This window comes from Algoriphagus zhangzhouensis, from assembly GCF_900148515.1.
Classification (GTDB): domain Bacteria; phylum Bacteroidota; class Bacteroidia; order Cytophagales; family Cyclobacteriaceae; genus Algoriphagus; species Algoriphagus zhangzhouensis.
The window spans coordinates 232,586-253,418 of record NZ_FRXN01000001.1 but is presented as its reverse complement, the minus strand read 5'-3'; the positions used below and the strand labels follow the sequence as shown (position 1 = coordinate 253,418).

The window sequence follows — 20,833 nt, the reverse complement described above, 5'->3', positions numbered from 1 at the left end:
TTTTCAACCTTGTCTACAGAAACCATGGAGATTTTAGAACTGAGTCAAAAATCAGCCTTTGCTCCTACCACCATACCTCTTCCTTCCTCCAAAAGTGAATCTAACAGGGTTCTGATCATTGATGCTTTGACTGAAGGCAAAAATGAAATCTCCAACCTCGCTGAGGCCCGAGATACCCAGACCATGATTCGATTGCTTGGAAAGAATCCTCCAGTTTATGATGTATTGGATGCGGGGACGACTATGCGTTTTTTGACCGCCTATGCAGCCATTACCAACCAAAACAAAGTGATGACTGGTACTGCTAGAATGTGTCAGAGACCCATTGGAATTTTGGTGGATGCATTAAGAGAAATTGGAGCAGAAATTCACTACATGAATGTAGAAGGCTATCCTCCTTTGGCCATCCATGGATTGGCAGAACAAACTTCAGATAAAGTAAAAATCAGAGGAGATGTTTCCAGCCAATATATTTCTGCTATGCTGATGATCGCCCCGATCCTTCCAAAAGGTCTGGAAATCGAACTGGAAGGTAAAGTTGGCAGTAGAACTTACATTGAAATGACTCTGGAATTGATGGCCAAATTTGGCATTACCTATTCCTGGGAAGAAAATATTATTAAAGTAGCCCACCAAAGCTATCAAGCTACTGAATTCATGGTAGAAAGTGACTGGTCTGGTGCAAGTTACTGGTTTAGCTTATTGGCCTGTGCTGATTCGGGAGAGCTATTTTTAAAAGGACTAAAGGAGGATAGTTTACAAGGCGATTCCAAAATCGTTGAAATCATGTCCCATTTGGGAATCAAAAGCACCTTTAATAAGGAAGGCGTGCTCTTGGAAAAAATCCCGGTAACGGGTTTGAAAGAATTTGATTTCACCCACTGCCCTGACCTCGCTCAAACGGTTGCCGTGACTTGTGCAATTTTGGGACAGGATGCCAAATTCACAGGTTTGGAGAGCTTGAGAATCAAGGAAACTGATCGTATTTATGCCTTGCAGCAGGAATTAGCAAAATTCAATGCTGAATTCAATGAAGTAGAACCTGAAGTCTTTCAGGTGATTCCATCGGTTACTATGCCTCATGAAGTTCGAATCCATACCTATGATGATCATAGAATGGGAATGGCTTTCATGCCACTTTTAACCAAAACCAAAGTCTTGATGGAAGACCCTGAGGTAGTTAACAAGTCATATCCGAGTTTCTGGAAACATTGTCAATTGGCTGGAATCAGCTGCACCAACCATGAGTCATAAAATCGCAATACAGGGAGTCCCTGGCTCCTTTCACCATCAGGTCAGCCTAAATCTTTTTGGGGAAGACACTACGGTATTGCCTTTCAATACCTTTGAGGGAGTAGCCAAGTCGGTTGCCAGTGGTGAGGCTGATTACGGAGTAATGGCCATTGAAAACTCCATTGCAGGAGCTATTCTACCCAATTATGAAATAATCGACCGCAATGGTCTTTTCGTCCGTGGCGAATATTACCTGCCTATTGCCCATCAATTGATGGCATTGCCAGGACAGAAAATTGAAGATATTCAGGAGGTTCGCTCCCATCCTATGGCGATCCTGCAATGCAAGCCTTTTTTGGCTAAATATCCTCATTTGGATGCCAAAGATGATGTGGATACTGCCGCAGTAGCTCAAAGAATTGCCGAAAATCAGCTCAAAGGAATTGCCGGAATTGCATCGAAAATCGCAGCTGAAATCTATGGATTGGAAATTATCGCAGCCGATATTCAGACTGTAAAGAACAATTTCACACGATTCATCATTTTAGAAAAAGAATCAAGCGAAAAGTCCAAAGACGTCAATAAGGTTTCTTTCAAAGTAACCATTCAAAATGAAAAAGGAGGATTGGCCCAATTGCTGACCATGCTGGCTGAAAAAGGACTGGATTTAAGCAAAATCCAATCTATTCCGGTTATTCAGAAACCCTGGGAATATGCGTTTTTCATTGATGCAGTCTTTAGCAATTACGATTCCTACCAAGAAGCCATGAAGCTGGTCCAGGAGAATTTTGGAGAGTTGAAAATATTCGGAGAATACAAAAGCCAGAAATAATGAAAGGTTTTGCAAAACGCATTGAAACCGTCCAAGAATACTACTTTTCTGCCAAATTAAGAGAAGTTGCCCAGCTGGTTGCATCAGGAAAACCAGTCATCAATTTAGGGATTGGAAGCCCAGACCTTCCTCCGGCCCCTGAGGTGATTCAGGCTTTGAAAAGTACTGCCGAGAATTCTCAGTCTCATGGATATCAATCTTACCAAGGGATTCCAGAATTGAGAATTTCCATGGCTGATTTTTATCAAAGAGAATATGGAGTTGAGCTAAACCCGCAGAAAGAAATTCTTCCGCTCATGGGATCCAAAGAAGGTATTTTGCATATCAGCATGACCTTTTTGAATCCCGGAGACCAAGTTTTGATACCTAACCCGGGCTACCCGACCTATAGTTCTGTCACCAGTTTGGTGGAAGCAGAACCGGTTTACTATTCCCTGAAGGAATCCGGTGAGCCGGATTGGGAAGAATTGGCTGGGCTGGATTTATCCCGTGTCAAACTCATGTGGATCAATTATCCCCATATGCCGACAGGGGTATTGGGAAGCAAGACTTTGTTTCAAAAGCTAGTCAATTTCGCTAAAAGCAAGGATTTGGTTCTTATCAATGATAATCCCTACAGCCATATTCTAAACCCAGAACCCTTTAGCATTTTGGGAATAGAAGGCGCCAAGGATGTTGCTTTGGAACTGAATTCACTAAGCAAATCATTCAATATGCCGGGTTGGAGAGTGGGCATGCTTTCAGGACGAGAAGACTGGATAGCTGCAGTTCTGAAAGTCAAATCCAATATGGATTCAGGAATGTTCCTAGGAATCCAAAAAGGAGCCATTGCAGCTCTGAAACTATCAAAGAGCTGGTTCCAGGACATGAATGAGCATTACGAAAACCGAAGAAAACTCATCTGGAAGCTAGCTGATCTTTTGAATTTAACCTATCAAAAGAGTTCGGGTGGGCTTTTTGTTTGGTGCAAAGTACCAGAGGGACAATCCGCTGAGGAATTGGTAGACTTTCTTCTTTACGAAAAAAATATTTTTATCACTCCAGGAAAGATCTTTGGATCGGTTGGGAATCAATATGTAAGATTCTCCCTTTGCATGCCTGAATTCAGAATCCTGGAAGCAATCAACAGAATCAAAAAATAAGAATCATGAAAAAAATTCATATTGTTGGACTGGGCCTATTAGGAGGTTCATTTGGCCTGGGTGCCTTGAGCAAATTCCCAGAGCTTCAGGTAACCGGCACTGATATTTCTGAACAAAACCTTAAAGATGCCTTGACCTTGGGAATCATCACTGAGGCGAAAGAAAAACCTGATTCTGATACAGATTTGGTGATTTTGGCCACTCCTGCCGATACCTTGGGGGCTTTGTTGAAAGAGACTTTAGATCAAATCGGTGAAAATACACTCGTTATTGATTTAGGATCCACCAAGGCAAAGCTTTGCCGTGAAATTGCAGATCATCCTAAAAGGAAACAATACCTGGCCGGCCATCCCATTGCAGGTACCGAATACTCTGGTCCCAAAGCTGCTTTTGCCGATCTTTTGGACAGAAAAGTGATGATCATCTGTGATTTGGAGAAAACCGATCTGACATTAAAAGAAAAGGCATACGAGCTTTTTGATGCCTTGAATTTGAAATTGCGGTTTATGGATCCAGAAGAGCATGACAGGCATTTGGCATTTGTCTCCCACTTATCTCACATCACTTCTTTCATGTTGGGCAAAACTGTTCTTCAAAAAATGGAGGATGAGAAAAACATATTTGATATGGCGGGTTCTGGATTTGCCTCTACAGTTCGACTGGCCAAATCCTCTCCTGCCATGTGGGCTCCAATTTTGACCGAAAACAAGGAGAATATCTTGGCCTCTTTGGATGGCTATATCTCCAATTTGACAGCCATGCGTGAAAAAATAGCAAATTCTGATTCAGAAGGCATTTATCAGGAATTTGCAGAAATCAATAAAATCCGGGACATCTTGGATTTAGGGAAATAATTAGACCCAATCGATAACCTAAGACCACGGAGCAATTCGTGGTTTTTTTTTCTTTTAATCCCCCTAACCCCCTTTTCAAGGGGGAATTAAAAGTTCAAATCACCCGAATTATCGACTCCAATTTTTAAAAAGACTAAAAACTGTGGTTAGATGTTAAATTTAATCGTGACAAGTCCCCCTTTTTTAAAGAGGGTTAGGGGGATTTACCATTTTGACTCTTTGAACTCAATGGTTTTCAACCTGAAGATTCGTAATTTCAGGAAAGATCAAACCTACATAACCCATGAAATCACTGACTTTTATTTTCTGCCTGATTTTCTCTTTTCCGCTCTTAGCCCAGGACGGTTGGCAGGTAATCGATGCCAAAGGCGAAGCCATGAAACGCCATGAAAACTCATTTGTGGAATGCAATGGGAAATTTTATGCTCTGGGAGGAAGAGGAGATCGATCTGTAGACGAATTTGATCCCAACACTAATACGTGGCAAAAAGTAGCCGACGCCCCGATGGAAATCAGCCATTTTCAGGCGGTCAGCTATAACAATGAAATCTGGGTTGTTGGCGCTTTCACTGGTGGATATCCCCATGAAACCCCCATTGAGGATCTTTGGATCTTCAACCCCCAAACCAAAGCTTGGAGAAAAGGTCCCAAACTTCCTGAAGGCAGATACAGAGGATCCGCTGGTGTAGCTGTCAAGGGTGATAAAATCTATTTGGTCTGTGGCATTCAAGACGGACATTATGAAGGTTTTGTGACTTGGTTTGACGTGCTCGATCCAAAAACCGGAACTTGGACTCCCCTTCCTGATGCCCCAAGAGCCCGCGATCATGTAAGTGCCGCCATCGTGGGAAACAGATTGTATCTAGCTGGAGGAAGAACTTCCCATGCGGCAATCGGAAAAGTTATTGAAACAACCATTTCTGAGGTGGACTATTACGACTTTGAAACAGGAAAATGGGAAACGATCGATGCAGCTATCCCTACCCAAAGAGCCGGCAATTCTAATTTAGGGATCGGACCATATTTGGTGGTCATGAACGGAGAGAGTGGAGTTCAGGAATCGGCCCATGCAGAGGTGGAAGTATTGGACACCAGAGATAATACCTGGAAAATCTTGGCTCCTTTGAATCAGGGAAGACATGGAACAGGAACCGTTTTCTTCAAGGGAAAAATTTATGTTGCTGCCGGTTCAGCTAACCGAGGAGGTGGCCCTGAATTAAATTCAATAGAGGTCATGGAGTTTAAATAAGCCTCTCCCCTTGCAAAATCTTGTAAAAACCATCCAATAAATTGTAAATCTTGCAGAGCTATTTCCCCCAACTTTGTTACAGTACAAAATCCAAGATTTATAAATAGCAAATACCATGAAGACCTTAACCTTCAAAACCAATATCAACTGCGGAAACTGCCTTGCCAAAGTGACTCCGGTTCTCAATGCAGAATCCAACATCGAGTCCTGGAAAGTAGATTTAGAAGACCCGGAAAGAACCTTGACAGTGGAAACAGATACGCTTTCTGCTGAGGAAGTGAAAAAGACAGTCTTGAAATCAGGTTTTTTGGCAACCCCAAAATAAAATTTGAAATCAGAATTTAGAAAGCTGAACATTCAGAGCTTAAACTACTGATATTCAGTTTTCTAAATTTTAATAAAAACATTCAAAAAATTTATCCGTAGATTTGAGTTGTTGAAAAAATTGATCTCCATAGTGCTATCCTTGATGGTTCTGTTCTCCTCGGTGGGAATGGCCAAGACAACCCATATCTGCATGGGAGAGGAAATGGAAAGTGCTTTGGGATTTGTAGCAACCCATTTGGATTGTGGAATGGAGACATCCTCTTCTCATTCCAATGAGGATGGAAAAGCGCATTTGGAAAAAAGCAAATGCTGTGAAAACCAAAGTCAACAAATTCAACTCGACGACGAAACCTCTCTAAAAAAGCAGCAAAGCCAATTGGATTTCAATTTCGCGGTAGCTTTCGTTCAGGTTTTTATTTTTGGATTGGACCAGGAATCTGACGCTGATCCCACCTTCTCACCATACTATTCCCCTCCACTTGATCAGGATTTATGTGTCCTGCATCAAAGCTTTTTGATCTAAAATCATTCTGATGGCTTCGGCCAAACGTGCCCGGATACGCTGTATCCAAGCTTTTCTTTTGCACCATCAGAATGAATCATGCTCAATTCAATTATAAAATATTTCTTAGAAAACAAGTTAGTCACTGTTCTGTTGCTACTATTTATTGTAGCCTGGGGCATTGCCACAGCTCCGTTTAACTGGGAAACGGGATTGATCCCTCGCGACCCTGTGCCAGTGGATGCGATTCCAGATATTGGTGAAAACCAACAAATCGTCTTTACCGAATGGATGGGAAGATCTCCTCAAGACGTGGAAGATCAAATCACCTATCCGCTGACCACTTCCCTTTTGGGACTTCCGGGAGTCAAAAGTGTCAGAAGCAGTTCAGCCTTTGGCTTCTCCAGTATCTACATCATATTTGATGAGGACATTGAATTCTATTGGAGCAGATCCCGTGTCCTTGAAAAACTGAACTCCCTTCCATCTGGCCTTTTACCTGAAGGAGTCCAACCGAAACTAGGTCCGGATGCCACCGCCTTGGGTCAAGTCTATTGGTATACTCTGGAAGGAAGGGATCCAGAAGGAAATCCTGCAGGTGGTTGGGACCTACATGAACTGCGCTCCATTCAGGATTATTATGTACGCTATTCCCTAACCGCTGTGGATGGGGTGAGTGAAGTGGCCTCAGTCGGTGGATATATCAAAGAATATCAAGTAGATGTGGATCCTGCCGCACTGAAGGCCAATGGAGTAACCCTTATGGATGTGATGGCTGCGGTTCAAAAATCCAATCTGGACGTTTCTGCCAACACCATCGAGGTCAATAAAGTTGATTACTTCGTCCGAGGTCTGGGCTATGTTGAAAACCTTAGTGATTTGGATCAGGCAGTCGTCAAAGTCGCCAACAATGTTCCTATCCGGATTCAGGATGTAGCCAAAGTCAATATCGGCCCTCAGCCCAGAAATATGGGTGGAATTCTGGATAAATCCGGAGCTGAAGCGGTTGGCGGTGTGGTTATCGCCCGATATGGAGACAATCCTCTCCAAGTGATTGAGGGAGTAAAAGCTGAAATCGAAAAGATTTCTGATGGACTTCCCAGCAAAACTTTAGCTGACGGGACTGTTTCCAAGGTAACTATCGTCCCATTTTACGATAGAACCAACCTGATTTACGAGACCTTAGGAACCCTATACGAAGCAATTTCCCTACAGATTTTGATCACCATCATCGTGATTATTGTGATGGTCTATAATCTAAGAGCGTCGCTTTTGATTTCTGCCCTCCTGCCTTTGGCGGTTTTGATGTGCTTTATCTTTATGAAGTACTTTGGTGTGGATGCCAATATTGTGGCCCTTTCAGGGATAGCCATCGCCATTGGAACCATGGTGGACTTGGGGATTATTTTGAATGAAAACATTCTCCGCCATCTGGAAATGCCAAATGATAGCAAATCCAAACTTCAAATTGTCTATGAAGCTACCACAGAAGTCGGAGGAGCAATCCTGACAGCAGTCAGTACGACGATCGTCAGTTTCCTTCCTGTATTTACCCTTCAGGCTGCTGAAGGAAAGCTATTCGGCCCTTTGGCTTACACCAAATCCTTTGCCTTGATCTCAGCGGTCATCTTCACCTTGTTGATTATGCCTGCCTTTTCCCACTGGTTTTTCTCATTCAAAAGCTATAAAGGAAAATTCTCCCGCTTTGGAAACTATGCATTAGTGGTCTTTGGATTGGTTATCGCCTTTACAGTTTGGTCATGGGCCGGTTGGGTTTTGGTTGGCTATGGACTGATCCATTCTTTGGCTTTTCATTTCCCTGAAAAACTGGAATCCAGAAAGAATGCACTCATCATTGTTGTAACCTTATTGGCAGTTGCCTCCCTCCTGACCTCCGAATGGATGCCCTTGGGTGTTTCCAACAGTTACCTGATCAACTTTGGATTTATAGCGCTTTTGTTGACACTGGTGCTGGGTGGTTTTACCATATTCATCCGAGTTTATCCCCAGATTCTAAACTGGTGTCTTAACAATAAAAAGACCTTTCTGGCATTCCCTATTGTGGTCTTGCTTTTGGGAGCTTCGGTTTGGTTGGGATTCAATTCGGTTTTCGGATTTATCCCCAAGACCCTCGATAAAATCGGTTTGAACATCCGAACCACCTCCTTTTGGTCCGGATTGTCCCATACATTTCCGGGACTGGGTGAGGAATTTATGCCATCGCTTAATGAAGGTTCATTTCTCTTGATGCCGACTACGATGCCTCATGCCGGAGTTCAGGAAAACAGGGAAGTACTTCGAAAGCTAGATATGCTAGTCACAGCAATCCCGGAAGTAGAATTGGTTGTAGGGAAAGCAGGAAGAGCGGAAACTGCGATTGACCCTGCTCCTTTGACAATGTTTGAAAATACCATCAATTACAAAAGCGAGTATCTGACTGATGGGAATGGCAGTCGAATCCGTTTCAAAGTGAATGGAGACGGACAGTTTGAATTGAAAAACGGGACCTACTTTGATCCGGCTACAATGGAGCCCCATTTGGTGGATACTTCACAATTGCTAGAAGATTCAGACGGAGAATATTTCCGTCAATGGAGGTCTCATATCCAGAGTCCTGACGATATCTGGAATGAAATTGTAGGGGTTATCCAAATCCCGGGTGTGACTTCTTCTCCCAAACTTCAGCCCATTGAAACCCGATTGGTCATGCTACAAACAGGCATGCGAGCCCCTATGGGAATCAAAGTATATGGACCTGATTTACAAACCATTGAAGACTTCGGCTTAAAGCTTGAAAAATACCTCAAAGAGGTTCCTTCGGTGAAGAGAGAAGCAGTCTTTGCAGATCGGATTGTTGGAAAGCCCTATCTGGAGCTTGAGATAAAAAGGGATGAAATTTCCCGCTATGGGATGAACGTGGTCGATGTCCAGGATTTCATCGAAACTGCCATTGGTGGGATGCAATTGAGTACAACCGTGGAAGGCAGAGAGCGCTATCCGATTCGAGTGCGCTATGCACGAGAATTCCGCGATGACCCCGGAGCCATTGAAAGCATTCAGGTTCCAACCCCTTTAGGCAATTACATTCCTTTGGGGCAATTGGCGGATATCACTTATAGACCGGGACCCGACATGATCCGGGGCGAAAACAGTTTCTTGGTAGGGTATGTTTTGCTGGATAAGCAGGACGGTTTTGCAGAGGTTTCGGTGGTAGAAGATGCTCAAAACTACCTTCAGTCCAAGATCGACTCGGGGGAACTGGTAGTTCCTAAAGGAGTCAGATATGTCTTTTCGGGCAGCTATGAAAATCAGATCCGGGCAGAAAAAAGACTTTCCATCGTGGTTCCCCTCTCCTTAATCGTTATTTTCTTGATCCTTTACTTTCAGTTTAGGGCCGTATCTACCACCCTGTTTGTATTTACAGGCATTGCCATGGCCTTTTCAGGAGGATTTTTGATGCTTTGGTTATACGGTCAGGATTGGTTTATGAACTTCTCCCTGTTTGATATTCCGATGAGAGAGCTCTTCCAGATGAAGGACATCAATCTTTCTGTCGCTGTTTGGGTTGGTTTTATCGCCCTTTTTGGAATTGCGACAGATGACGGAGTGGTCGTTGCTTCCTATCTGGATCAAAGCTTCAAAGCGCATCAACCTACCTCAGTTCAAGAAGTTCGTACCGCAGTAATTGAGGCGGGAAAAAGAAGGGTTCTTCCTTGTTTGATGACCACAGCCACTACCCTTTTGGCCTTGGTTCCAATCCTTACCTCAACGGGAAGAGGATCGGATATAATGATTCCTATGGCTATTCCATCTTTGGGAGGAATGGTGCTGGAGCTGACCACCGTATTCATTGTGCCGACCCTTTATTGCTGGTGGGCTGAAAGAAAATTAAAACAGAACGCTGCTGTATTTACAACAGATCAAAATCAATAGGCCATGAGAAAAATTTCATTTCTATTCTTCCTACTAACGGCCATCACTACTTTCTCTTGGGGCCAAAATCTGGATGATTACCTGATTCAGGCAGGAGAAAAAAATCCTGAACTACAGGCATATTACCATGAATATCTGGCTTCTTTGGAAAAAGCTCCTCAAGTGGGAAATTTGCCTGATCCTGAGCTGACAATGGGTGTATTCTTTTCCCCCATGCAAAGATGGATGGGTAATCAGGTCGCTGATTTTAAACTGATGCAGATGTTTCCATGGTTTGGAACTTTGGGAGAGAAAAAAGAAGAGGCTAATCTCCTTTCCCATGCGAGGTATCAACTGTTTCTGGATGCCAAAAACAAGCTCTTTTATCAAGTAAAATCAACCTATTTTGAAATTTACCAAACTCAAAAAGAGATTCAGATTCAGAAACAGTTTTTGGAACATTTGGAGCAATTTGAGCGCTTGGCTTTGGCAAAATTCAAATCCGGATCCAATGAAAAATCAACTGGAATGCCTGGTATGGGGTCTTCAGAATCTGGAATGTCTGGAGTTTTGGATATCCGAATCCAATACCTTGAAAAGGAAAATGAAATCCTGACTTTGAAAGAAAATCTAAAACCACTTCAAATAAAATTCAACCAATTGCTCAATAGGGAAATCAACGAACAAATATCAAGTTTGGATTCTCTCGAACCTTCCCAATTGCTTTGGGACAAAAATGTCCTTTTGGACAGTATACATAGTCAAAACCCCATGCTAGCAAGTTTTGATACACAAATGGCCGCTTTGGATCAGCAAGAACAGATTGCAAAGCTGCAGGGAAGACCGATGCTTGGTGCAGGCATAGAATATATGCCCTTTCAACCAAGACCTGAAAGTGGAATGATGATGGGAGGAAAAGATATGGTGATGCCTATGGTCAGCCTAAGCCTTCCTATTTATCGCAAAAAGACAAATTCAAGAATCAAAGAAACAGAATACCTGCGAGAAGCAACTCTTTTGAAAAAAGAAAAGGAGGAGAATATGCTTGCAATGGAATGGGCCAATGCCATCCGGGATTTTGAGGACGCAAGTCGAAAAATCGATCTTTATCAAGAACAAATGGAATTGGTACACCAAAACAACAGGCTACAGCTCAGCTATTTTCAAACCAATTCTAAATCAATCGAATCGGTGGTAAGCTCGCATCATCAAATGCTACAAATTCAATTAAGTCAGCTCAGAATGATCGTCCAGCAGCATAAAAGTCTGGCACTTTTAGAATCCTTAGGAACTGGGACTCCGATCAATTAAAACATCAAAAGCATGCAAAAGCTATTAGAAAATAAATGGATCAAATTCGGGGCTTTACTCTTGGCAGGAATTGTCATTGGTTGGATTGTAAAACCAAGCTCCTCTACCACCTCTGAAGACGAGCACGATCATTCGGAGTCTTTGGCAGATCAGCTGTGGACTTGCTCCATGCACCCACAAATCAAACTAAATGAACCAGGATCCTGTCCTATTTGTGGAATGGATCTGATTCCAGTTTCCAGCAATTCTTCTTCTGGAAATTCCAATCCTTTGGTTTATGAGATGACTCAGGATGCTGTGGCCTTGGCAAATATCCATACGACTAAAGTGGGTGGTTCCGCTTCCGGAAATCAGGTCACCCTGACTGGAAAAATCCAAACCGATGAGCGGGAAAATGCTGCTATTACTGCCAAATTCCCCGGAAGAATTGAAAAACTATATGTTTCCTTCACAGGAGAACAGGTCCGTTCCGGGCAAAAACTGGCAAGTATCTATTCCCCTGAATTGATGACTGCCCAGCAGGAATTATTGGAAGCCTCAAAATCCAAAACCACTTTCCCTGAACTTTATCAGGCAGCCAAAGAAAAGCTGAAACTATGGAAATTGAGCGATGCACAAATCGCTTCCATTGAAGCGGGAGGAAAAATCAAAGAGCAAATGGACTTGATCGCTGAACATGGAGGCGTAGTAACGCAGCGAAACATTGCAGTCGGCGATTATGTAAGCACAGGATCCGTTTTATTCAATGTAGTCAACCTTTCCAAGCTTTGGGTTCTGATGGATGCTTATGAATCAGATTTGCCCTTTTTGAAGGTTGGTAATGAAATATCATTCACCGCTGCAGGGATTCCCGGAGAAACTTTCAAAGCCAAAGTCAGCTTTATTGATCCCTTAATCAATCCGACAACTCGTGCAGCCTCGATCAGAGCAGAAATTTCCAATTCCCAAGGGAAGTTGAAGCCGGAAATGTTTGTGACGGGCACGATTTCATCGAACTCATCTTTAGCCAATACCGAGCTCTCAATTCCCAGAACAGCCCTACTTTGGACAGGAAAAAGATCCATTGTCTATGTGAAAGTGCCTAATTCTGAAGTTCCTGCATTCGAAATGCGTGAAGTAAACCTAGGCTCCAAAGTAGGTGATAATTACCTAATAGAATCTGGAATCATGCCCGGAGAGGAAATCGTCACAAATGGAGTCTTTGCAGTGGATGCAGCAGCTCAATTATCTGGGAGCTACAGCATGATGAACAGACCTGAATCCAAATCTATGGAAGTTTCTGAGGAATTTAGATCTCAGATCACAGCTTTGGCAGATGCCTATTTTGAGATCAAAAACAGCTTGGTTTCTGATGATTTGACCCAAAGTCAAAAAAGTGTGAAAAATGCTCAAAATAGCCTAGCTGGTGTAGATATGAAGCTTTTGGAAGGAATGGCCCACGAGCATTGGATGCAACTAATGAAGCAAATTTCAGCAAGTTTAAATCAATTGGAAGCATCATCGGATCTGGAATCATCTAGAAAATATTTCTCAGATCTTTCTACTGCAGTATTGGATATGACAGAGCGCTTTGGACTAAACAAAGAAGTAGTCTACAAAGATTACTGCCCAATGGCTTTCGGAGATCAGGGAGCATTTTGGCTTTCTGAGCAAAAGGACATTACCAACCCCTACTTTGGAGCATCCATGCTTACCTGTGGAGAAGTCAAACAGACCTATTTAAAGGGTCAAACCGTATTTGAAACAGAATTACCGACGACAACAATATCAACAACTCATAATCATTAATTTAAAAACTATGAAAAAGACCAGTTTATTTGCCCTAGCCCTTGGAATCGCTTTGTATTCTTGCTCAGGTTCCAAAACAGAAGATCATTCCATGCACGAAGGCCATGAAATGGGAGCTGATGCCAAATCAGAACATTCTGAAATGGCCATGTCCAATGCCTCCACTCCCGTAATTGATGCCTATCTTTCTATTAAAGATGCCTTTGTAAATGACAATTCATCTGAAGCAGCATCAAAAGCACCTCAGCTGATTGAGGCAATCAAAGGATTTGATATCAATGCTTATGAAGGTGAGGATTTTGTGAAATTGGAAGAACTTCAAATGGAAGCAGCTATGGTAGCCGAGAACCTAACTTCTGAAGATATCGCAGCACAAAGAGAGAGTTTTCAGGCATTGAGTGTCCTAATGACCGATTTTATCAAAATCGCTGGCACAGACAGAACATTATATCAGCAGTATTGCCCGATGTACAAAAACAACACTGGCGGAATTTGGTTGAGTGCTTCCGAGGACATCAAAAACCCGCTTTTCGGAAGTTCTATGTTGACTTGTGGAAGAGTTGAGGAGACTTTGGCACTAAATTAAAGAAATTAGATTTAGAAAAATATTGTCACGCAAAGAGTCCTCGATAACAATTGGGATCGAGGACCCTTCGACTTCTCTCAGGTTGACGTGAATTTTGAAAAATTCAGAATTTTCATCACCAAATACCTATTTAAAAGAATCCCACTAGCCTTATTTAACCATGAAAAAACAACTCATACTTCTATTCTTCTTAGGGCTATTAGGCACCTCCATTCAAGCTCAGGAAAAAGTACTGGAACCATTGAAAGTTTCCCAAATACGAGGTATCAATGTTTTTGGAAAACCGGTTGACAATCAAACCCGCTGTGTTCATTGGCACTCCGAATTGGATATAATAGCCATCAAATTCAAATGCTGCGATAAATACTACCCCTGCTATTCCTGTCATGAGGAGGATGCTGAACATGAACCGAAAGTTTGGCCCAAAGCGGAATTTGATCAGAAAGCGATTCTTTGTGGAGTATGCGGCACTGAGTTGAGCATTGCTGATTACATGGCATCAAATAATACCTGCCCATCTTGTAAATCATCATTTAACCCTGGATGCAGTAAGCATTACCACCTCTATTTTGAAACTGAACCTACGAAGTAAGGTTTCCTTTTTTCACCCACCAGCATGAGAAAAAACAATCAATACTATATCCGTAGAATTCACCGGTTTTTGGGAGTTTTTATCGGAATTCAATTCTTCTTTTGGACACTTTCGGGACTTTATTTCTCTTGGACAGACATCGATGAAATCCATGGAGACCATTTCCACCGGGATCATATGATGCATATGACGGCGACCGATTTGGTAGAACCAAGTTCATTAGATTCTACATTGGAAATTTCCTCATTGGAGCTTCGCTTTGTTCTTCACCAACCTTATTACTGGGTAAATGGAGAGAAACTTTACAATGCACAAACGGGTAAACTAAAGCCAGAAATCACGGAAGAAGAAGCTAAGGAAATCGCTCAGGTCTATATCAAAGGAGACTATGGAATTGAGTCTGCAGAATTTTTGACGGAAACCGGTGCTCACCATGAATTCAGAGAAAAACCCCTGCCGGTTTGGGCTGTCAAATATGATCATCCGGAAAAATTGATCGCCTACATCGATGCAAAAAGCGGTTCATTCCAAACTGTAAGACACCGAAGTTGGAGATGGTTTGACTTCCTTTGGATGTTTCATACCATGGATTATGCAGGCAGAGACAACTTCAATAATCTTCTATTAAGAGCCTTTTCACTCTTCGGGTTATTGACCATTGGTTCTGGATTTACTCTGTATTTTGTAACCATCCCTAAGAAAAGAAAATCTAAAAACTGAGGCTTATAGTCTCAGTTTATTTTTTTATATTTAATTACACTTATTATCAGTGTCTTATGAGGTTTATTTCAAGTATACTGTTCTACTTAACTTTTACTCTTATGGCACATTCACAAGAATCCAATCGGATCAATTACGAGCAATTGGGAATATCTTTTTTAGTTCCTAATGGATGGCAAGGCCAGGAAACCAGCAATGGAGTTTTATTACAAAACCAAAGTTTGGGAGGGATCATTCTAATATCTACTCACAATCAAAACATCAGTCAAATCAAGGCTGAAGCCCTCAAACCAATTCAGGATGAACAAGGAACCTACCTGACCCTAATTGGTTCTTTGGAAGACCTATCACCCACTGCCGTTGCTGGGACTTTTGATGGGTACCTGCAAGGAGCCATGGCCAAAGCCTATATCATCGGGGTGGAAAATCCTTATAAAGGATTGGGTGTAACCATTTCAATAGCTGCAAATTCTGACCGGTTTACAGATGAACTCAAAAATGCAGGCCTAGAACTGTATCAATCTTTTGAATTCAAGGAAGTAGACCGAAGCAAGGAATTCGAAGAATGGAAAGCGTTTCTGGCAGGATATAGATTGACTTACATGAGTTCATACTATTCGCCCAGCGCCACTGAGGGTGGAATTTCTGGGGGAATGTCTCAGAAAAGAGTTATTGACCTCTGCCCAGAGGGTTATTTTACTATGAACAATTCCAGCAGTTTCCAGATGGATGGTTTGGGAATGAACAATGACAAAGGGAAAGGAAACGGAAGCTGGGAAATAGGAATGGGAGAAGACGGCTCACCAGCTTTGCTTTTAAAATCATATACAGGTGAAAACTGGTCCTACAGCTTATCATTTGCAGAAAACAAGCTTTATTTGAACGGAGAACACTATTTCAGAACCAATAGTGGAGAAAATGCTCCAAATTGCTATTAATCCAAAATTGTGAACCTTACTCCGACAAAACCTCGTATTCCTTGATTTGGAGCAAACATATAAGTCGGATCAAAGGTCAATGCCTGCGGGTTTTCCGGTGTGGGTACCACAGAACCATCTGAGGCAAATTCCACTCCTTTGTCAAAAGGATCAAAAGCCCTTGCAATGCTATTGGCAGGCGGAGTATAATTCAGAAGGTTCTTAATCCCTCCAAAAATCTCCCATCTCTCTCCCAAACCTTGAGTCAACTGGATATTTTGAATACTCCACCAAGGAGAATACTCCGATCTTTCATCCAATTCACCCAAAAGTGGAAGTCGCATTGGACTATAAATATTCCCTGTATAATCGATTTTAAGATTCCAACCAGGTATGTTGTAGGCAATATTCCAAACTCCGGAGAAACGCTCCGAAAGCAATTGTCTTATCATGACGCCATCCTCTTCAAAACTTACATCCATCAAAGTGGCTCCAAGGCTTCCCTCCCAACCTGAAGGAAATGCAAAGCTGGAATTCAAGGAAATACCTTTGGAAATTGCATGCCCGTCCAAATTGGCATAAATAATCTGATTTGGGTTGGTCTCATAATCCGGAATGATCCTATTGGTAAAATAAGTGTAGAAAACCGATCCATCCAGATTGAAGAAAGTACCTTTATCGGTATAGAAATTCTTCACCAAGTTGGCATTGACATTCCAGGATTTTTCAGGTTTCAACTCTTCGGCAAAAACCACTTCTCTCGCCCCTGTCAAAGCAGCATGATCCTCCGTAAAAACATTGGCTACCCGAAAGCCATTTCCCACAGAAAACCTAAATACAGTTGTTTGATCCAAGGAGGACAGTTTGTAATTGAGGCGCGGTGAAAGGATCGTCCCGTGAATGGAATTATAATCGGATCTGGCTCCCAAAAGCAAACTTTGGGTTGGAGAGATCCTGATTTCATCTTGAATAAAAATGCCCGGTAAATGGATTTCTGAAGGTTTATTTTCATCCAAGCTTATTCCTGCCGTCGCAGGGGTATTATCATCGTAATAGGTATAACGATAGGCCAAACCGGTCAACAACTGATGATTCCCAGCATCTTTTGCCCAGGTAAACTGCCCAAATCCAATGGTTTGTTGTCCTAAGTATTCGACATTTCCATACACCGAGTTTTGATCATGACCATTTGCAGAAAATTGGAAATTGAAGTTTTCTGCTCCAGGCAACTGGTAATTGCCAAATAACTCCCAGCGACTGGTATAAATGCTTTCTCCATAAACTTCTGAACCGCCCCGATAGGTTTTATCCCAATTCATCTGACCTCCCCATCTATCCTCGTAGAGATAGCGAATCCCGATGTTCATGCTTTTCCGGCTCTTTCTTTCAAAGCTGAGTTTTTCAAAGACAGAAATCCGCTTGGCCAAAGTCAAATCAGTCATCCCATCCCCATTATTATCGATGGGATGGTCGTAATAAAAGGCATTGATACCAGTCAAAGACTGAATGGATTTTCCCCATTGGGTTTTCAATCCCAGATCCAGATTCAGTTCTCCCCATCCGGTTCCAAATACATCAACATTGAAGACAGGAGCCAAATCCGGTTTTTTTGTGATGATATTGATCAAACCTCCTACAGCTTCAGAGCCATACAAAGTAGAGGCAGGTCCTTTGACCACTTCGATTCTATCTATTAATGCCTGAGGAATTCCTGTCAGCCCGTATACCGTGGACAAACCACTAACGATCGGCATTCCATCAATCAAAACCATGGTATAAGGACCTTCCAGGCCATTGATGTGAATATCTCCTGTATTGCAAATATTGCAATTGATCTGGGGGCGGACTCCATTGACATTTTGAAGGGACTCGAATAAGGAAGGCGTTGGATTAGCCTTGAAAAACCCATCCTTATACACCTCAACCGGAACCGGACTATTCAATCTTGAAACCTCTTGCATGGTTCCACTAACCACTACCTCATCTAGACTATTATCAAGAGGATCCAAAGAAATTTGGATTGGTTCAGATTGTGGAATCACAACTTCAATCACCGCCTTTCTATATCCCAGTAAACTTACCTCTAATTTGAATTTCCCTTTATTGAGTTGATCCATTTGGAAATTCCCCAAAGAATCAGTCACCACTCCCCTTCCCAGTTCTGCTATAAACACATTGGCAAACTCCAAGCCTTGGGATTTGGATTCCACTTTACCATAGATCTTCTCTTGTCCTAAAGAGAATTGAATAATAGTCAAGAAAAAAACAAGAACCGCAAATAGCTGTTTCATAGACTTTTCAGAGGAGATTTTTAGTCTTTAATTTTTTATTATTACCACAAAAGTATAATGTTAGATTATTCTAACAAATTTATTATGAAGAAATAATTTTGCATATTTGATTAATCAAATAGTTCAAATGGCCTCGACAACTGAAGAAAATTACCTGAAAGCTCTTTTTAACCTAGCCAATGAAAAAGGTGAGGTAAACATCTCAGAATTAGCACATCAGCTCGAAGTGAGTATGCCTACCGCAAACAGCATGGTGAAGACTTTGCAAAAATCTGGCTCCTGTATTTATGAGAAATACAAGCCGGTTGTATTGACTCCCAAGGGTAAAAAGGAAGCTGCATTGATAGTTAGAAAACACAGGCTGACTGAGATGTTTTTGGTGACCAAAATGGGATTTGGCTGGGAAGAAGTCCATGAAATAGCCGAACAAGTCGAGCACATACATGCAAGCAAGTTTTTTGAGAGAATGGATGAAATGATGGGCTATCCGACGGTTGATCCACATGGATCCCCTATTCCGGATAAGCAGGGAAGAATTCAAGATTTGCAGTTTAAAAGTTTATCTGAGGCAAAGCCAGGCCAAGAAGTGATTTTGGCAGCGTTATCAGATTCTTCCACTGAGTTTTTGGAATATTTGAATAGCCGAAAGTTGACCTTGGGAACCGAGTTAAAAATCATTTCCAAGGAAGCCTTTGATCAAAGTATTGTGGTTAATTATCTGGATTCTGAAAAGGAAACTCTCAGCCAAAAAGTCTGCGAAAAATTACTGGTTAAAATTTATGAGTCAAAGAACAGCTCCCAGTGATCGCTTTCTGCCCTTTTCTGTCAATGAGAACAAATAAATACTCAAAGGTCTTTCTTCCAGTTTCTAGCTTTCTTTTTCTCAGAATGCTGTTTTTTGGATTTTAGACGTTTTTCAATGGCTCCCTTACTGGGTTTGCTGGCCTTTCTGATTTTCTTTTTTTCAAAAGCCTTTCGAAGCAGATCATAAAACTTTCCGATGACTAGGTCCTTGTTTTGGATTTGGGAACGTTTTTCCTGACTCTGTAATTGAAGGACGCCAGTTTGATCCACTTTATTGGAAAACTTGGATAGTACTTTCTCCTTTTCTTCCTCAGTTAGAATCTGGGAATTTGAGATATCAAAAAACAACAAAACCTTGGTCTCCACTTTGTTGACATTTTGCCCTCCAGGACCACTACTTCGGGCAGTCTGAAAAGTCAATTCTTTCAAAAAATCCCCACGTACAATCCGTACTTCTAATTGATTCATGTTCTAAAGTTAGATGAAATAAATCCTTTGACACCAAACCTTATTTTCTATGTGAAATTTTCAATACTGAAATTTTTCAATTCTCCACTTTTCCATAAACGGTTCACTAAAACTCCTTTTTTCAGCGGAAATTCAAGGAATTTGAAATCAAGCATTAAATTGGCTTTCCAATAATCAATTACTCAAACCTCATTAACAAGACCCAAAAACCATGAAAAACAGAAGAGAATTTCTCATCAAATCCACTTTAGGAGTAGCTGGCCTTGCTTTAGCTCCTACTTGGCTGAAAGGTGCTCCAGCAATTATCAAGAATTTCAACAAGCCTGATAGCAATATCAATGGAGTACAAATCGGATGTATTACCTATTCATTCCGGTCTCTACCTGATCAAAGCGCAGAGGCTACCTTAAAATATGTAATCGACTCTGGTTTGAGCGCAATTGAATTAATGGGAGATCCAGCCGAATCTTTTGCAGGAATGCCAACGCCAACGTTTGAAAGAGGAAAAATGTGGCAACTAGGGAGAAAAGCCAGAGATGGGCAATTGACCGATGATGAAAAGAAAGAATGGGAAGAACTTCAAAAAGAAGTTACTGCCTATTCACAAGCTGTAGCAACTTGGAGAGCCAATGCGGATATGAAGCCTTTTGAGCAGGTTCGCAAAATGTATAAGGATGCTGGAGTAAGCATTTATGCATTTAAGCCTTCCGCTTTCGGGGCCAATAATACAGATGCTGAAATTGCCTACGGAATGAAAGCTGCTAAAGCTCTAGGTGCTAGTCATGTAACTTTAGAACATCCAGCAAATGATGCCCAGACTTTGAAACTTGGAAAAATGGGAGAACGATATGGTATGTCAGTTGCTTATCATGGTCATGAGCAGCAAACCTTTGATTTTTGGGATACAGCTCTTGCGCAAAGTCCAAAAAATGCCTTGAACTTGGATATGGGACATTACATCGCAGCAGGAAATACAGATTTGTTTCCTCTGTTGGAAAAGCAACATGGGAGAATCCTGAGCATGCATACCAAAGACAGACAAACTCCAGCGCATGGAAAAGGAAATGTAGTTTGGGGTGAAGGAGATACTCCAATTGGAGATGTTTTGAAAACAATTCAAAAAAATAAATACAAATTCCCAGCAACGATTGAACTGGAATATCAGGTTCCTGAAAATTCAGATCCAGTCAAAGAAGTTCAGAAATGCGTGGAGTTCTGTAGAAAGAGTTTAGCATAATTACCTGATTACTTAACACCGATAAAGGCAGCAAATTTTAAAGCTGCCTTTTTTTGTTTAGAGGAAGG

General features: G+C 41.8%; 18 protein-coding genes. 16 read left to right on the top strand and 2 right to left on the bottom strand.

Annotation, left to right across the window (positions count from 1 at the left end; genetic code table 11):
- The first annotated feature begins 24 nt into the window (after positions 1-24).
- The 14 genes from BUF13_RS01035 to BUF13_RS00970 all read left to right on the top strand — a co-directional run bounded on the left by BUF13_RS01035 (position 25) and on the right by BUF13_RS00970 (position 15,986).
- Complete coding sequence (locus BUF13_RS01035) at positions 25-1,254, top strand: 3-phosphoshikimate 1-carboxyvinyltransferase (protein ID WP_073569899.1); 1,230 nt, start codon at positions 25-27, stop codon at positions 1,252-1,254.
- Complete coding sequence (locus BUF13_RS01030) at positions 1,244-2,065, top strand: prephenate dehydratase (protein WP_073569898.1); 822 nt, start codon at positions 1,244-1,246, stop codon at positions 2,063-2,065. Before BUF13_RS01035 ends, BUF13_RS01030 begins: the two co-directional genes overlap by 11 nt.
- Complete coding sequence (locus BUF13_RS01025) at positions 2,065-3,207, top strand: pyridoxal phosphate-dependent aminotransferase (RefSeq protein ID WP_073569897.1); 1,143 nt, start codon at positions 2,065-2,067, stop codon at positions 3,205-3,207. The genes BUF13_RS01030 and BUF13_RS01025 overlap by 1 nt, the downstream gene beginning before the upstream one ends.
- Positions 3,208-3,212: 5 nt before the next feature.
- Positions 3,213-4,061 (top strand): prephenate dehydrogenase, encoded by an 849-nt coding sequence (locus BUF13_RS01020; RefSeq protein WP_073569896.1) that lies wholly within the window; start codon positions 3,213-3,215, stop codon positions 4,059-4,061.
- Between the two features lie 283 nt (positions 4,062-4,344).
- On the top strand, positions 4,345-5,310 hold the full coding sequence (locus tag BUF13_RS01015; protein WP_073569895.1) for a Kelch repeat-containing protein: 966 nt from the start codon (positions 4,345-4,347) through the stop codon (positions 5,308-5,310).
- A 115-nt stretch (positions 5,311-5,425) separates the two neighbouring features.
- Complete coding sequence (locus BUF13_RS01010; RefSeq protein ID WP_073569894.1) at positions 5,426-5,635, top strand: heavy-metal-associated domain-containing protein; 210 nt, start codon at positions 5,426-5,428, stop codon at positions 5,633-5,635.
- Between the two features lie 111 nt (positions 5,636-5,746).
- Complete coding sequence (locus BUF13_RS01005; RefSeq protein ID WP_134204284.1) at positions 5,747-6,160, top strand: HYC_CC_PP family protein; 414 nt, start codon at positions 5,747-5,749, stop codon at positions 6,158-6,160.
- Between the two features lie 78 nt (positions 6,161-6,238).
- Positions 6,239-10,072 carry an efflux RND transporter permease subunit gene (locus BUF13_RS01000; RefSeq protein WP_073569892.1) on the top strand — a complete coding sequence of 1,278 codons (3,834 nt, stop codon included), beginning with the start codon at positions 6,239-6,241 and terminating at the stop codon, positions 10,070-10,072.
- Between the two features lie 3 nt (positions 10,073-10,075).
- A complete protein-coding gene (locus BUF13_RS00995) occupies positions 10,076-11,362 on the top strand; it encodes a TolC family protein (RefSeq protein WP_073569891.1) in 1,287 nt (428 codons plus the stop codon).
- A 12-nt stretch (positions 11,363-11,374) separates the two neighbouring features.
- Positions 11,375-13,150 (top strand): efflux RND transporter periplasmic adaptor subunit, encoded by a 1,776-nt coding sequence (locus tag BUF13_RS00990; RefSeq protein ID WP_073569890.1) that lies wholly within the window; start codon positions 11,375-11,377, stop codon positions 13,148-13,150.
- Between the two features lie 10 nt (positions 13,151-13,160).
- Complete coding sequence (locus BUF13_RS00985; protein ID WP_073569889.1) at positions 13,161-13,736, top strand: DUF3347 domain-containing protein; 576 nt, start codon at positions 13,161-13,163, stop codon at positions 13,734-13,736.
- Between the two features lie 160 nt (positions 13,737-13,896).
- Positions 13,897-14,328: a CHY zinc finger protein gene (locus BUF13_RS00980; protein WP_083586332.1), complete on the top strand. Its 432-nt coding sequence runs from the start codon at positions 13,897-13,899 to the stop codon at positions 14,326-14,328.
- 24 nt (positions 14,329-14,352) lie between these two features.
- Positions 14,353-15,048 (top strand): PepSY domain-containing protein, encoded by a 696-nt coding sequence (locus tag BUF13_RS00975; RefSeq protein ID WP_073569888.1) that lies wholly within the window; start codon positions 14,353-14,355, stop codon positions 15,046-15,048.
- A gap of 101 nt (positions 15,049-15,149) precedes the next feature.
- The gene (locus tag BUF13_RS00970) at positions 15,150-15,986 is read left to right on the top strand and encodes a hypothetical protein (protein WP_073569887.1); all 837 of its coding nucleotides are present in this window, start codon (positions 15,150-15,152) and stop codon (positions 15,984-15,986) included.
- Here BUF13_RS00970 and BUF13_RS00965 read toward each other — a convergent pair.
- Positions 15,983-18,256: a TonB-dependent receptor gene (locus BUF13_RS00965; RefSeq protein ID WP_073569886.1), complete on the bottom strand. Its 2,274-nt coding sequence runs from the start codon at positions 18,254-18,256 to the stop codon at positions 15,983-15,985. The two genes, BUF13_RS00970 and BUF13_RS00965, sit on opposite strands and share 4 nt — an antisense overlap.
- Positions 18,257-18,383: 127 nt before the next feature.
- Between BUF13_RS00965 and BUF13_RS00960 the strand changes: the two genes are divergently transcribed.
- Positions 18,384-19,061, top strand: coding sequence for a metal-dependent transcriptional regulator (locus BUF13_RS00960; RefSeq protein WP_073569885.1), 678 nt, complete (start codon positions 18,384-18,386; stop codon positions 19,059-19,061).
- A 41-nt stretch (positions 19,062-19,102) separates the two neighbouring features.
- Here the strand turns inward: BUF13_RS00960 and arfB are convergent, their stop codons facing one another.
- Positions 19,103-19,528 carry an alternative ribosome rescue aminoacyl-tRNA hydrolase ArfB gene (gene arfB, locus BUF13_RS00955; protein WP_073569884.1) on the bottom strand — a complete coding sequence of 142 codons (426 nt, stop codon included), beginning with the start codon at positions 19,526-19,528 and terminating at the stop codon, positions 19,103-19,105.
- A gap of 211 nt (positions 19,529-19,739) precedes the next feature.
- Between arfB and BUF13_RS00950 the strand changes: the two genes are divergently transcribed.
- A complete protein-coding gene (locus tag BUF13_RS00950; protein ID WP_073569883.1) occupies positions 19,740-20,765 on the top strand; it encodes a sugar phosphate isomerase/epimerase family protein in 1,026 nt (341 codons plus the stop codon).
- Positions 20,766-20,833 lie beyond the last annotated feature (68 nt).

Bases quoted from the DNA above. Each gene is read 5' to 3' on its own strand.
- BUF13_RS01035 (WP_073569899.1), top strand. From the start codon at position 25: ATGGAGATTTTAGAACTGAGTCAAAAATCAGCCTTTGCTCCTACCACC.
- BUF13_RS01030 (WP_073569898.1), top strand. From the start codon at position 1,244: ATGAGTCATAAAATCGCAATACAGGGAGTCCCTGGCTCCTTTCACCAT.
- BUF13_RS01025 (WP_073569897.1), top strand. From the start codon at position 2,065: ATGAAAGGTTTTGCAAAACGCATTGAAACCGTCCAAGAATACTACTTT.
- BUF13_RS01020 (WP_073569896.1), top strand. From the start codon at position 3,213: ATGAAAAAAATTCATATTGTTGGACTGGGCCTATTAGGAGGTTCATTT.
- BUF13_RS01015 (WP_073569895.1), top strand. From the start codon at position 4,345: ATGAAATCACTGACTTTTATTTTCTGCCTGATTTTCTCTTTTCCGCTC.
- BUF13_RS01010 (WP_073569894.1), top strand. From the start codon at position 5,426: ATGAAGACCTTAACCTTCAAAACCAATATCAACTGCGGAAACTGCCTT.
- BUF13_RS01000 (WP_073569892.1), top strand. From the start codon at position 6,239: ATGCTCAATTCAATTATAAAATATTTCTTAGAAAACAAGTTAGTCACT.
- BUF13_RS00995 (WP_073569891.1), top strand. From the start codon at position 10,076: ATGAGAAAAATTTCATTTCTATTCTTCCTACTAACGGCCATCACTACT.
- BUF13_RS00990 (WP_073569890.1), top strand. From the start codon at position 11,375: ATGCAAAAGCTATTAGAAAATAAATGGATCAAATTCGGGGCTTTACTC.
- BUF13_RS00985 (WP_073569889.1), top strand. From the start codon at position 13,161: ATGAAAAAGACCAGTTTATTTGCCCTAGCCCTTGGAATCGCTTTGTAT.
- BUF13_RS00980 (WP_083586332.1), top strand. From the start codon at position 13,897: ATGAAAAAACAACTCATACTTCTATTCTTCTTAGGGCTATTAGGCACC.
- BUF13_RS00975 (WP_073569888.1), top strand. From the start codon at position 14,353: ATGAGAAAAAACAATCAATACTATATCCGTAGAATTCACCGGTTTTTG.
- BUF13_RS00970 (WP_073569887.1), top strand. From the start codon at position 15,150: ATGGCACATTCACAAGAATCCAATCGGATCAATTACGAGCAATTGGGA.
- BUF13_RS00965 (WP_073569886.1), bottom strand. From the start codon at position 18,256: ATGAAACAGCTATTTGCGGTTCTTGTTTTTTTCTTGACTATTATTCAA.
- BUF13_RS00960 (WP_073569885.1), top strand. From the start codon at position 18,384: ATGGCCTCGACAACTGAAGAAAATTACCTGAAAGCTCTTTTTAACCTA.
- arfB (WP_073569884.1), bottom strand. From the start codon at position 19,528: ATGAATCAATTAGAAGTACGGATTGTACGTGGGGATTTTTTGAAAGAA.
- BUF13_RS00950 (WP_073569883.1), top strand. From the start codon at position 19,740: ATGAAAAACAGAAGAGAATTTCTCATCAAATCCACTTTAGGAGTAGCT.